This window comes from Bordetella genomosp. 5, from assembly GCF_002261475.1.
Classification (GTDB): Bacteria; Pseudomonadota; Gammaproteobacteria; order Burkholderiales; family Burkholderiaceae_B; genus Bordetella.
The window spans coordinates 76,975-90,146 of sequence record NZ_NEVN01000013.1 but is presented as its reverse complement, the minus strand read 5'-3'; the positions used below and the strand labels follow the sequence as shown (position 1 = coordinate 90,146).

Here is a 13,172-nt window from a genome sequence, read left to right as displayed (position 1 = left end):
GCCTTCCCTGGAAAGGGGTAGCGGACGCGAGGCGTCCGGAAAGGAAACGAGCGAGGCGTGCCGATGCGGTGTCATCGCACGCTGAAAGAATCGAACAATGGATGCAGGGCCGCTTCGGTGGCGCTGCTCAGGCGCGACACGGGCCGATGCTGGGCATCGCGGCGCGCGTTCTGGACGGCGAACCGGCGCACGCCACGCTGCGAAAGCGAGGCAGCCAGGGCCAGCAGCCGGATTTCGGGCAGCCAGTCCGGATGCCAGGTGATGCGGCATTCGAATGCCGTGTCGGAAGCGAGGAGCCGGTCCAGGCAGTCCCGCGCGGGCCGGGCGGAGCCGCGCCGGCCGGTGATGCTGTCGTATCCGGCGTCGTCGGCCTTGATGTCGAACCCGACCCAGTCGAGCCGCGGCAGCAGTTCGGCGAAACGGCGCGGGTAGATGCCTGCCGTGTGCAGCCCCAGGCGAAAGCCCAGCGCGCGGGTCTCGTCCGCCAGCTCGCCCAGGCGGGGCTCGGAGAGCGGCTCGCCGCCGCTGAACACCACCCCGTCGAGCAGGCCGCGCCGCGTGCCCAGAAAGGCCCTCACGTCGTCCCACGCATAGGGGGCGGCGCGCCGTTGCAGCTCGGCGTTGTGGCAGTAGTGGCAGCGCCAGGGGCAGCCGGAAATGAAGACGACGGCCGCGAGCGTGCCGGGCCAGTCGACCGTGGAGAAGCGCGTGAGCCCGCCCACGGCGGGCGGATCAGCCGCGCTGTTCGGTGAAGAAGCGGCGCTCATTGAACTCGCCTTGCTTGCCGGTGTTGAACGACGTGACGGGGCGGTGATAGCCCATGACGCGGGTCCAGACTTCGCAGCGCACGCGCTGGCTGTCGTCGAGCACGGGCGCATTGCCGGTGCCGGCCGGGATGAGGGTGGTGAGGGTCTGCATGTCATGACTCCTTGCGGATGAAGGCGGGCGGCCTGCCCGCGCGGGGGTGTCGCTCAGGCGGCGCAGCACGCCGATTGGCGGGCCAGCAGTTCGCCGTCGCACTTGGGGCAGAACTCGTGATGGCCCGGCAGATAGCCGTGCACCGGGCAGATCGAGAAGGTCGGCGTGACGGTGATGTAGGGCAGGCGGAAGTTGGTGAGCGCCCGCCGCACCAGCTCGCGGCAGGCGTCGGCGGAAGAAACGGCTTCGTTCATGTAGAGGTGCAGCACCGTGCCGCCGGTGTACTTGCCTTGCAGCTCTTCCTGCAACGCCAGCGCTTCGAACGGATCGTCGGTATGCCCGACCGGAAGCTGGCTGGAGTTGGTGTAGTAGGGCTGCGCGGGCGTGCCGGCCTGCAGGATGGCCGGATAGCGCTTGCGGTCTTCGCGTGCGAAACGGTAGGTCGTGCCTTCGGCGGGCGTGGCCTCGAGGTTGTACAAATGCCCCGTCTCTTCCTGGAACTCGGTCATGCGCAGGCGCACGTGGTCGAGCAGCCGTACTGCGAGGGCGTGACCCGCGGGCGTGGTGAGGTCGTCGGCGTCGCTCGTGAAGTTGCGCACCATTTCGTTGATGCCGTTCACGCCGAGGGTGCTGAAGTGATTGCGCAGCGTGCCGAGATAGCGGCGGGTATAGGGATACAAGCCCTGATCGATGTAGCGCTGCACGACTTTGCGCTTGGTCTCGAGCACGTCGCGGCCCAGCATCATCAGGTGGTCGAGACGCGCCAGCAGGCCGGGTTCGTCGCCACGATGCAGATAGCCGAGCCGCGCGCAGTTGATGGTGACCACACCGACCGAGCCGGTCTGCTCGGCCGAGCCGAACAGGCCGTTGCCGCGCTTGAGCAGCTCGCGCAGATCGAGCTGCAGACGGCAGCACATCGAGCGCACCATGTGCGGCTCGAGATCCGAGTTCAAGAAGTTCTGGAAGTACGGCAGACCGTAGCGCGCCGTCATTTCGAATAGCAGCGTGGTGTTGGGATGGTCCCAGTCGAAATCCGGCGTGATGTTGTAGGTCGGGATCGGGAAGGTGAACACGCGGCCCTTGGCGTCGCCCTGCATCATGACCTCGATGTAGGCGCGATTGATCATGTCCATCTCGGCCTGCAGATCGCCGTAGGCGAACGGCATCTCCTCGCCGCCCACGTACGGAATCTGCTCGCGCAGGTCGGCCGGGCAGGTCCAGTCGAAGGTCAGGTTGGTGAAGGGCGTCTGGGTGCCCCAGCGGCTCGGCACGTTGAGGTTGTAGATGAGCTCCTGCATGCACTGGCGCACCGCCTCGTAGCTCATCGCATCGCGTCGCACGAACGGGGCCATGTAAGTATCGAAGGAGCTGAACGCCTGCGCGCCGGCCCATTCGTTCTGCAGGGTGCCCAGGAAATTCACGATCTGCCCGATCGCGGCCGACATATGGCGCGCGGGGCGTGACTCGACCTTGCCCGGTATGCCGTTGAAGCCCTCGACCAGCAGCTGACGCAGCGACCAGCCGGCGCAATAGCCGCTCAGCATGTCGAGGTCGTGAATGTGCAGATCGCCGTCGCGATGCGCCTGGCCGGCTTCCGGGGCATACACGCTCGAGAGCCAGTAGTTGGCCGTGACCTTGCCCGCGACATTGAGGATCAGACCGCCCAGGCTGTAGCCCTGGTTGGCATTGGCGTTGACGCGCCAGTCGCGCTGATCGAGATATTCCTCCATCGCGCTCTCGACATCGACCAGCGTGTGCCGCAGCGAACGCAGCCTCGCGTGTTGCTCGCGATACACGATGTAGGCGCGCGCCGTGCGCCAGTGGCCCGCGTGCACGAGTGCTTCTTCGACGTGATTCTGGATGGTTTCGACATCGGGCAGCGGCGTGTCCGCCAGCCGGGCCACCACGTGCTCGGCCAGTCGCTGCGCGGTGTCCTGATCGAACTCATCGGTGCTGCGGCCGGCGGCGGCAATGGCGGCGGCGATCTTGCCGGGTTCGAACGCGGCATTGCGGCCATCGCGCTTGCGGATATGCTCGATCTTCATTGCGCCACCAGATGTAGTTGATTCGAAGAACTCTATCACTACATATGGTGATCAAAACCCCTACCGACGCGCCGTTGCACGCGCCAGGTTGACCTGCATCAAAGGGCGTCGATACGGTCATCGCGAACGCGGCAGGCCGGTGTGCTGGTCCGCCGGTGCGCCGGTCCGCCGGTGCGCCGCGGCGTCAGCCCTCGCCGTTCAGCCCGTGCTCCACGGCATACACCGCGACCTGCACGCGGCTGGTGAGGTTGAGCTTCTTGAGCACGTTCTGCACGTGAATCTTGACGGTGCTTTCGCTCACATCGAGTTCGCGAGCGATGGTCTTGTTGCTGTCGCCCCGAGCCAGGTACTGGATGATCTGCATCTCGCGAGCGGTGAGGCGATGCCGGCCCACGGGCGCGGCGGCCGTGCCGGCCGGTGCATGAGCGCCGGCGGCGCTCGCCTGCACGCGGAACTGATCGACGAGCTTGCCGGTCATGCTCGGTGCGATGACCGATTCGCCGGCCGCCGCACGCCGGATCGCGGTGGTGAGCGCCTCCGCGTCGATGTTTTTCACGAGAAAGCCGCGAGCGCCGTCGCGCAAGGCCTGGGCCAGCTCTTCGCCTTCTTCCGACACCGTGAGAATGATCACCGCACAGGTGGGAAGATCCTGAGCCAGCAACTGCAGGGTTTCGAGACCCGACAGGCCGGGCAGATTCAGATCGAGCAGAATGACATCGGGCTGCAGCTCCTTGGCGCGTTTGAGGCCTTCGACGCCATCGCCGGCCTCGGCCACCACCACGAAATCGGGCTGGCGCTGCAGCAGCAGGCGCACGCCGGAGCGGAACAGGGTGTGGTCGTCGACGAGGAGAATGCGGATCGGCATAAACGGGATCAGAGAGGAGCGCGCTCGCTGCCGGGCAGCGTTACGGTGATACGGGTGCCCTGGCCGGGCCGGGAATCGAGTTTTATCACGGCGTTCATGCGCGCCGAGCGCTCATGCATGATGTGCAGCCCGATGTGCGCGTCGCCGCGGCCGGCCACGTCGCCGGTGTCGAAGCCGATGCCGTCGTCCGCGATCTCGAGCGTGAAGTCGCGATCGTTCACCACGGTAACCGAGACGCGGCTCGCCTCGGCGTGTTTGCGCACGTTCGACAGGGCCTCCTGCAGGATGAACAGAATCTGCAGCTGCGAATCGGGTGAGAGCGGCGCGCTGCGTGCCGGGCCGATGTCGAGCGTCGTCTCGATGCCCGTCTGGCGGCGAAAGCGCGCCACGGTGTCCTTGATCGCCGCCTGCAGGTCGCCACCCGTGAGGCGCGTGCGAAAGTTGCTGAGCAACTCGCGCACGTCTTTGTAGCTTTCGTCCAGACCGGTGCGCAGCAGTGGCAGGATCTCGTCCACTTCGGCGGTGTCGCCGCGCCGCACGGCGTCGTCGAGCATCTGCAACTGCAGATTCATGAAGTTCAGGCCCTGGGCCAGGCTGTCATGCAGGCCCTGCGCCATGAGCCCGCGCTCCTGCACCACGGCGAGCTGGCTGGCCTGCGCGCCAAGCCGCCGGTTTTCCAGTGCGACGCCGAGATGCTGCCCGAGCGTTTCGAGCAAGCGGCGCTCGGAGTCGGCCAGCGTGCGTGGCGTGTCGAAGTGCAGCGAGTAAGAGCCGAACACGGTGGCGCCCGCTTCGATGCGGAAGACGGCCACGCTGGCAAAGCCCGCCTGCCGGCAGTCGGGGCCGCTGGCGGGCGGCGCGTAGCGGAAGTCGTGTACGACGCTGGCCTGAGGCATCAGGGTGGCCTGGCCGCAGTGGCAGTCGTCCACGGGCATGCAGTGTTCTGCCGCGGCGAGGTCGGCGCCCAGTCCGATGGCGTGCATCAGATTGACCTGACCATTGTCGGGGTCCAGGCTGCGCACGCTGGCGCCGGTCGCGCCGACCTGCTGCATCACGCGCCGCAGAAAGCCGTCGCACAGGGTCTCGACATCATTGGGCTGGTTCAGGAATGCCGCCACGTCGTAGAGCGTGCTGATGTCGCGATGCTGCGCGGCGAGTTGGCGCGTCTTCTCGTCGACGCGCTTCTCGAGATCGCTGTAGAGGTCTTGAATCTCGCCCGCCATGCGGTTGAAGCCGTGCGCCACGACGCCGAATTCATCGTTGGTTTCGATCGGCAGCCGCACGCTGAAGTCGCGCGACGCCATGCGCCGCAGGCCACTGTGCAGGCGCAGCAGCGGCGAGATGATCCACAGGTAGAGCAAGTAGACCATCGCCAGCGTGCCGGCGATGCTGATGGCGGCGAGCACCCCCTGCGACAGGCGCAGCAGGGTGGTCTTGCGTGCGTTGTCCTGTTCGATCATGCGCACGAGCGTATCGGCCTTGCTCACGAAGCCCTGCAGCGTGGCGAGATAGGGGTCGGCTTCGCGCGCACGGATCGCCTCGAACGCGGCCGGCCGCATGACGTCGTGCCAATAGTGCTCCACGTCGGCCCAATGGCGGCGGATGTCCGGATCGTTGGGGATGAAGATGGGCCGCGCCGGGTTGCCCCGGGCCAGCAGCGCAATGGTCTGGTCCATCAGCTCGACCCGGGCCGCCGGGTCGGCGGGCCGGCCGTCCTGCGTGTGCACCAGCTCTAGGCCCACGCGGTTGGCGTGCATGCGCAGGCTGCCGGTGTCGTTGATTGCGGCCCCCGCGCCTTCGAGCTGCCACGACAGCCACAGCGTCCATCCCACCATCGCCAGCACGACCACGAGCGCGATGATCGAGCTGGCCACGATGCGCGTGGACAGGCGATGACGCGGCAAGGGCAGGGCGCGCGGTTCGGACTTGGAAAGCGGATTCATGAATATGCCGTCCCGCCCCGCGGGATGCGGAGCGCACGGGACTCAGGCAGGGCTCAGGCTTTCCAGTGTAGTCGCTGCGGCGCTGCGATCGTGACGCAACAGACCCAGCGAGGCGCAGACGAAGAGCGCGATGCGCGCCGGATCGCTCAACGGCAGCACCGGCAGGGTGGTGGGCAGCATGGTGTCGCTCGCCACGGCGATGAAGCCGGCGTCGTGCGGGTACAGCGGCGGCAGGCCCAGCGCCGGCCGATGCACCTCGATGCGCGGAATGTCGGCGTTCTTGAAGCCCTCGACCAGCACCAGATCGACCGGCGCCAGCCGCGCCAGCTGGTCTTCCAGGGCGGGCTCGCCCTGGCCGCGCAGTTCATGCACCAGCGCGATGCGATAGGGCGAGGCGACCATCACCTCCTCGGCCCCCGCCGCGCGAAAGCGTGCGCTGTCCTTGCCGGCGGGCTCGATGGGGAAGTCGTGGTGGCTGTGCTTGATCACACTGGTGCGTATACCCCAGCCCTGCAGAAGCGGCAGCATGGCCTCGATCAAGGTGGTCTTGCCGCTGCCGGAGCGGCCGGCAATGCCCAGTACGTGTTGCATGGATGACTCCGAAATTCGGATGAAGGAAGCCGTGCGCAGGTCGCGGCGCGCTGGCCGCGCCTGCGCCAGGCCATCAGCGCGGCCGCACCAGCTGCCACGCGCGGCCCAGGTAAGTCACGGAAGCGAAGCCGCTCCAGACATGCACCAGGCGGGTGAACGGAAAGATCACGAACAGCGACAGGCCCATGAAGAGGTGCGCCTTGAACAGGAAGGGCGCCTCGGCCACGTGGCTGGCGGCGTCGCCGCGGAACGTGACGATGTGCTGGGCCCAGGTCATCAGGCTCACCATCATTTCGCCGTCCATGTGGCCCGCCGACACCACGATGGTCGACAGACCCAGGAGCAGCGTGACGAGCAGCCAGGCCAGCAGCAGCTTGTCGCCGAAGCGCGTGGTGCGTGCAATGCGAGGGTGCGTCAGGCGACGATGAATGAGGATCAGCAGGCCCGCCAGACACAGGACGCCCATGATGCCGCCGGCCACCATGGCCACGCCCTGCTTGAAGCTGTGGCTCACGCCCAGAAAGTCCCATACGGCCACCGGCGTCAACAGGCCCACGAGGTGACCGAAGAAGAGCCCGAGGATGCCGACGTGGAACAGGATGCTGCCGAGCCGCAGCTGGCCGCGCTGCAGCATCTGCGAGCTGTCGCTCTTCCAGGTGTACTGCTCGCGCTCGAAGCGCACCAGGCTGCCCAGCAGAAACACGGTGAGGGCGATGTAGGGGTAGATGCCGAAAAGGAATTGGTTCAGGTTGCTCATTGCGTGCTCCCGTGCGTCAGCGGCGCGCCGCGCCGCGCGGATGGAACTGGATTGGGTGGACGCCGCCGCCCATGGCGTGCTGGCGCAGCAGCGGCTCGATGCCGTCGGGACCGGCGCCGAAGGTTTCCATGGCCTCGTCCATGTCGCGCACGGGCGGTTCGGTCTGCTCGCGCGGCGTGACGGTGGCGCGCTCGCGCAGCACCCCGAACACGACGGCGTAGGCGCTGCCGTCGCGCGCCAGCCGCGCGCCGATCGCGGCGAGCACATGGATGGCATCGTCGAGCAGCGACTGCGCGAGCGCGGGCTCGATCACGCCGAGAAACTCGAGAAACAGCGGCACGTGGTCGGGCAGCTCGGCCGCGGCCGGCTCATAGCCGTGCTGCTGGTAGGTTTGCAGCAGGTCGACCATGGCCTGGCCACGGTCGCGGCTTTCGCCGTGCACATGCTCGAACAGGTGCAGCGAATGCGAGCGATTGCGGTCGAACGTGGCGACGTAGTTTTCCTGCAGCTCGATCAGGCTGGCGCTGGCCAGGTAGTCGGTCAGCGGTGTCAGCATGTCGGCGGCCAGCGGCTCACCGGCGAGCGCGGCGGGAAACTCGGGCAGCGCGTCCAGCAAGTCCTGCTCGGGATAGCACAGCAGGGCGGAGAGAATGCGATAAAGGCTCATGATGCGGCTCCGGGATCAGGCAGTGGCTTTCTTGCGGGACTTGGGCATCTCGATGAAGATCTCGCTGCCCTGCGGCTTGCGCCCGAACAGCGTGCCCTCGGAGGTGCCGCCCGAGCAGCCGTTGCCGAACGTGAAGCCGCAGCTGCCCTTTTCGTTGAAGCTGTCTTCGGCCAGTTCCTTGTGGCTGGACGGCACGACGAAGCGATCCTCGTAATTGGCCAGCGCGAGGATGCGGTACATGTCCTGCACCAGCGCGTCGGTGAGGCCCACCTGTTCGAGCAGCGCGGTGTCCTTGCGGCCGAACACGGTTTCCGAGCGCTTGTAGGCACGCATGGCGAGCATGCGTTCGAGCGCCTGGACGACGGGCTCTTCCTTGCCTGCGGTGAGCAGGTTGGCCAGGTAGCGAACCGGAATGCGCAGGCTCGACACATCGGGAATCATCGCGCTCTCGCCGAGCGTGCGCACCGGCATCTGGCCCGATTCGGCCGCGGTCTGGATCGGCGACAGCGGCGGGATGTACCAGACCATCGGCAGGGTGCGGTACTCGGGGTGCAGCGGGAACGCGACGCGCCATTCCATCGCCATCTTGTAGACCGGCGAGTTGCGCGCGGCCTCCAGCCACGACTCGGGGATGCCCTGCTCACGCGCGGCGGCGATCACGTCGGGCGAGCTCGGGTCGAGAAAAATGTCGAGCTGCGACTGGTAGAGATCCTGTACATCCTCGACGGCCGCGGCCTGTTCGATGCGGTCGGCGTCGTACAGCATCACGCCCAGATAACGGATGCGGCCCACGCAGGTCTCCGAGCACACGGTGGGTTGGCCCGCCTCGATGCGCGGATAGCAGAACGTGCATTTCTCGGCCTTGCCGGTCTGCCAGTTGTAATAGATCTTCTTGTAGGGGCAGCCCGAGACGCACATGCGCCAGCCCCGGCACTTGTCCTGATCCACGAGCACGATCCCGTCTTCCTCGCGCTTGTAGACCGAGCCCGATGGGCAACTGGCCACACAGGCGGGGTTGAGACAGTGCTCGCACAGACGAGGCAGGTACATCATGAAGGTGTTCTCGAAGGTCGAGTACATCTCCTTCTGCACGCCCTCGAAGAGCTGGTCGCGGCTGCGCGCGCTGAACTCGCCGCCGAGGTCGTCTTCCCAGTTGGGACCCCACTCGATCTTGTCCATCTTCTTGCCGGTCAGGACGGAGACGGGGCGCGCGGTGGGCGGCGTCTGCGACAGCGGCGCGTTTTTCAGGTGCTCGTAGTCGTAGGTGAACGGCTCGTAGTAGTCGTCGATCTGCGGCAGGTTGGGGTTGGCGAAAATGTTGGCCAGGATGCGCAGCTTGCCACCCTGACGCGGTTCGAGCTTGCCGGCCTTGGTGCGCTTCCAGCCGCCCTGCCACTTCTCCTGGTTTTCCCATTCGCGCGGGTAGCCCACGCCGGGCTTGGTCTCGACGTTGTTGAACCAGGCGTACTCGACGCCGTCGCGGCTGGTCCAGACGTTCTTGCAGGTGACCGAGCAGGTGTGGCAACCGATGCATTTGTCGAGATTCAGCACCATGCCGATTTGTGCGCGTACTTTCATGATTGCTTCTCTTCCAGGGATTCGGTGGGCAGCGGGCCTTCGAGCCAGTCGACCTTGTTCATCTTGCGCAGGACCACGAACTCGTCGCGGTTGCTGCCCACGGTGCCGTAGTAGTTGAAGCCGTAAGCGAGCTGGGCATAGCCGCCGATCATGTGCGTGGGCTTGAGCACCGTGCGCGTGACGGAGTTGTGAATGCCGCCGCGCTTGCCGCTAACTTCCGCGCCCGGCACGTTCACGATCTTTTCCTGGGCGTGGTACATCAGGCACATGCCCACCGGCACGCGCTGGCTGACGACGACGCGCGCGGTCAGGGTGCCGTTGACGTTGAAGACTTCGACCCAATCGTTGTCGACCAGGCCGGCTTCGCGGGCTTCGGCCTCGGACACCCACACGTGGGGGCCGCCGCGGCTCAGCGTGAGCATGCGCAGGTTGTCGGAGTAGGTGCTGTGGATGCCCCATTTCTGGTGCGGCGTGATCCAGTTCAGCACCAGCTCTTTCTGCCCATTCGGATGGCGGCCGAGCATCGGCGCCACCGACTTGGTGTCGATCGCGGGCTTGTAGACGCAGAAGCCTTCCCCGAAATCCAGCATCCAGCGATGGTCTTGATAGAACTGCTGGCGGCCGGTCAGCGTGCGCCACGGGATGAGCTCGTGCACGTTGGTATAGCCGGCGTTGTAGCTGACCTCTTCGCTCTCCAGCCCCGACCAGGTGGGCGCGGAGATGATCTTGCGCGGCTGCGCCTGCACATCGCGGAAGCGGATCTTGTCGTGCTCGCGGCCCACGGCCAGATGCGTGTGGTCGCGCCCGGTGATCTTGCCCAGCGCGTCCCAGGCCTTGACCGACACATGGCCATTGGTCTCGGGTGCGAAGGTGAGAATCATCTCGGCGCAGTCGATCGCGGTGTTCAGCCGCGGCCGGCCCTGGCTCACGCCGGCTTCGGCGACGTTGCCGTTGATGCCGCCGAGCTCGTGCACCTCGTGTTCGGTGTTCCAGTTGATGCCCTTGCCGCCATTGCCGAGCTTGTCGAGCAGCGGCCCCACTGACGTGAACTTGCGGTAGATGTCGCGGTAGTCGCGTTCGACGATGGTCATGGACGGCGCGGTCTTGCCGGGCAGCAGATCGCACTCGCCCTGTTTCCAGTCGCGCGGCTCGAAGGCCTGGCCCAGTTCACCCGGGGTGTCGTGCATCAGCGGGGTCAGCACCAGGTCGCGGCGGGTGCCGAGATAGGGGCCGCCGATGTCGCTGAAGCGTTTGGCCAGCAGCTTGTAGATCTCCCAATCCGTCTTGCTCTCCCACAGCGGCTGTACCGCTTCGCTCAAGGGATGAATGAACGGATGCATGTCGGAGGTGTTGAGGTCGTCCTTCTCGTACCAGGTCGCGGTGGGCAACACGATATCGCCGTAAAGGCAGGTGGTGCTCATGCGGAAGTCGAGCACGGTCAGCAGGTCGAGCTTGCCTTCGGCCGCGTCTTCGCGATAGTTGACCTCGGCCGGGCGGATGGCGTCGGTCTCGTCGCCCAGCACCGCGCTTTGCGTGCCCAGCAGATACTTGAGGAAGTACTCGTGGCCTTTGCCGCTGGAACCGAGAATGTTGGAGCGCCACACGAACATGTTGCGCGGGAAGTTGGCCGGATCGTCGGGGTCTTCGCACGACATGCGCAGCGCGCCCGATTTGAGCTGTTCGACGGCGTGTGCGATGGGGTCGCGGCCTTCGGCCTCGGCCTGCGCCACCACATCCAGCGGATTGGTGCGCAGTTGCGGTGCCGAGGGCAGCCAGCCCATGCGTTCGGCACGGGCGTTCAGGTCGATCATGCTGAGGCCGTCGTAGCGCTCGCGCTGCGCCGTGGGGCCGAGCACCTCACCGACACTGACCTTCTCGTGGCGCCACTGGCTCGTGTGCGCGTAGAAGAACGAGGTGCCGTTCATCTGCCGCGGCGGCCGCGACCAGTCGGCGCCGAAGGCGAGCGGCGCCCAGCCGAATTGCGGGCGCAGCTTCTCCTGGCCCACATAGTGCGCCCAGCCGCCGCCGCTCTTGCCGATGCAGCCGCACATCATCAGCATGTTGATGATGCCGCGATAGGTCATGTCCATGTGATACCAGTGATTCAGGCCGGCGCCGATGATGACCATCGACTTGCCTTCGGTATCGTGGGCGTTCTGGGCAAACTCGCGCGCCACCTGGATCACCTGCGCACGGGGCACCGAGGTGTGCTTTTCCTGCCAGGCGGGCGTGTAGGGCACGTCGTCGTCGTAGCTGGTGGCGACATTGCCGCCGCCCAGGCCGCGATCGACACCGTAGTTGGCCATCTGCAGATCGTGCACGGTGGCGACGCGGGCGAGGCTGCCGTCGGCCAGGCGCAGATGACGCACCGGCACGTTGCGGACCAGCATCTCGTCGTGCTCCGCGCCGAAGTAGGGGAAGCCCACGCCCACGACTTCGTCGGCCTGTTCGAGCAGGCTCAGCTCGGGTTCGATCTCGCGGCCGCTGCCGCCGTCGCGCGATTCGAGGTTCCAGCGGCCCACGCGGGCGCCGTCGTCCGCGCCCGCTTCGCCCCAGCGAAAACCGATGCTGCCATTGGGCGCGGCCAGCGTGCCGGTGGTGGCGTCGAACACGAGGGTTTTCCAGTCGGGGTTGTTCTGCCCGCCGAGCGTGTCGTCGAGTTGCGAGGCGCGCAGGAAGTGATCGGGCAGGTAGCGTTCGCCGTCATGACGCAGCAGCACCAGCATCGGCATGTCGGTGTAGCGCCGCACGTAATCGCGGAAGTAGGGCGAAGGCTTTTCGAGGTGGAATTCCTTCAGGATCACGTGGCCCATGGCCATCGCCATCGCGGCGTCCGTGCCCTGGCGCGGTGCCAGCCAGATGTCGCCGAACTTCACCATCTCGCCGAAGTCGCTCGAGACGGCCACGGTCTTGGTGCCCTTGTAGCGAACCTCGGTGTAGAAGTGCGCGTCGGGCGTGCGCGTCTGCGGCACGTTCGAGCCCCACACCATCAGGTAGGTCGAGTTGTACCAGTCGGCCGATTCCGGCACGTCGGTCTGTTCGCCCCAGATCTGCGGGCTGGCGGGCGGCAGGTCGCAGTACCAGTCGTAGAAGCTCAGACAGGTACCGCCCAACAAGCTCAGGTAGCGGGCGCCGGCGGCGTAGCTCACCATGGACATGGCCGGGATCGGCGAGAAGCCGATCAGGCGGTCGGGGCCGAACTTCTTGATGGTGTAGGCGTTGGCCGCGGCGATGATCTCGCTGGCGGTGTCCCAGTCGGCGCGCACGAAGCCGCCCAACCCGCGCACCGACTTGTAGCGACGCGCCCGTTCGGGATCCTGGCTGATCCATTCCCAGGCGTCGATGGGGTCGCGGGTCTTGCGTGCCTCGCGCCACATCTCCATGAGGCGGCCGCGGATCATCGGATACTTCACGCGCTGGGCGGAATAGACGTACCAGCTGTACGAGGCCCCGCGCGGGCAGCCGCGCGGCTCGTGGTTGGGCAGATCCGGACGGGTGCGGGGGTAATCCGTCTGCTGCGTTTCCCAGGTGATCAGGCCGTTCTTTACGTAGACCTTCCAGGAACACGAGCCCGTGCAGTTCACGCCGTGCGTGGAGCGGACGATCTTGTCGTGCTGCCAGCGGGCGCGATAGGCGTTCTCCCAGCGGCGATCTTCCGCCACCGTGGCGCCATGGCCTTCGGAGAACGTGGACTGGGTCTTGGACAAAAACTTAAGACGGTCGAGGAAGTGACTCATCGTGCATCTCCAAAGGCGCCGGCACTGCGGCGCGTACTGCGATTCGTGGGGTGGGCGGAGTGGCTCATGGC

General features: G+C 66.4%; 10 protein-coding genes. All 10 read right to left on the bottom strand.

What is annotated here, in order from left to right; translation table 11 throughout:
* Positions 1 to 71: 71 nt before the first annotated feature.
* The 10 genes from CEK29_RS21340 to CEK29_RS21295 all read right to left on the bottom strand — a co-directional run bounded on the left by CEK29_RS21340 (position 72) and on the right by CEK29_RS21295 (position 13,101).
* The gene (locus CEK29_RS21340; RefSeq protein ID WP_094859280.1) at positions 72 to 767 is read right to left on the bottom strand and encodes an anaerobic ribonucleoside-triphosphate reductase activating protein; all 696 of its coding nucleotides are present in this window, start codon (positions 765 to 767) and stop codon (positions 72 to 74) included.
* A complete protein-coding gene (gene nrdD, locus CEK29_RS21335) occupies positions 733 to 918 on the bottom strand; it encodes an anaerobic ribonucleoside-triphosphate reductase (protein ID WP_094804538.1) in 186 nt (61 codons plus the stop codon). Before nrdD ends, CEK29_RS21340 begins: the two co-directional genes overlap by 35 nt.
* Before the next feature lie 53 nt (positions 919 to 971).
* Complete coding sequence (locus tag CEK29_RS21330; protein WP_094859279.1) at positions 972 to 2,963, bottom strand: ribonucleoside triphosphate reductase; 1,992 nt, start codon at positions 2,961 to 2,963, stop codon at positions 972 to 974.
* Between the two features lie 184 nt (positions 2,964 to 3,147).
* Entirely contained in the window at positions 3,148 to 3,828 is a 681-nt protein-coding gene (locus CEK29_RS21325; protein ID WP_094804534.1) for a response regulator, read from the bottom strand.
* An 8-nt stretch (positions 3,829 to 3,836) separates the two neighbouring features.
* Positions 3,837 to 5,771, bottom strand: a complete 1,935-nt coding sequence (locus CEK29_RS21320; protein ID WP_094859278.1) for a type IV pili methyl-accepting chemotaxis transducer N-terminal domain-containing protein — start codon at positions 5,769 to 5,771, stop codon at positions 3,837 to 3,839.
* A 42-nt stretch (positions 5,772 to 5,813) separates the two neighbouring features.
* The gene (mobB, locus tag CEK29_RS21315) at positions 5,814 to 6,362 is read right to left on the bottom strand and encodes a molybdopterin-guanine dinucleotide biosynthesis protein B (protein WP_094804530.1); all 549 of its coding nucleotides are present in this window, start codon (positions 6,360 to 6,362) and stop codon (positions 5,814 to 5,816) included.
* Between the two features lie 73 nt (positions 6,363 to 6,435).
* Positions 6,436 to 7,119 (bottom strand): respiratory nitrate reductase subunit gamma, encoded by a 684-nt coding sequence (gene narI, locus CEK29_RS21310; RefSeq protein ID WP_094804528.1) that lies wholly within the window; start codon positions 7,117 to 7,119, stop codon positions 6,436 to 6,438.
* A gap of 16 nt (positions 7,120 to 7,135) precedes the next feature.
* Positions 7,136 to 7,786 (bottom strand): nitrate reductase molybdenum cofactor assembly chaperone, encoded by a 651-nt coding sequence (gene narJ, locus CEK29_RS21305; protein WP_094804526.1) that lies wholly within the window; start codon positions 7,784 to 7,786, stop codon positions 7,136 to 7,138.
* A gap of 15 nt (positions 7,787 to 7,801) precedes the next feature.
* Positions 7,802 to 9,364, bottom strand: a complete 1,563-nt coding sequence (gene narH / locus CEK29_RS21300) for a nitrate reductase subunit beta (protein WP_094859277.1) — start codon at positions 9,362 to 9,364, stop codon at positions 7,802 to 7,804.
* The gene (locus CEK29_RS21295; protein ID WP_094859276.1) at positions 9,361 to 13,101 is read right to left on the bottom strand and encodes a nitrate reductase subunit alpha; all 3,741 of its coding nucleotides are present in this window, start codon (positions 13,099 to 13,101) and stop codon (positions 9,361 to 9,363) included. Before CEK29_RS21295 ends, narH begins: the two co-directional genes overlap by 4 nt.
* Between the last annotated feature and the right edge of the window lie 71 nt (positions 13,102 to 13,172).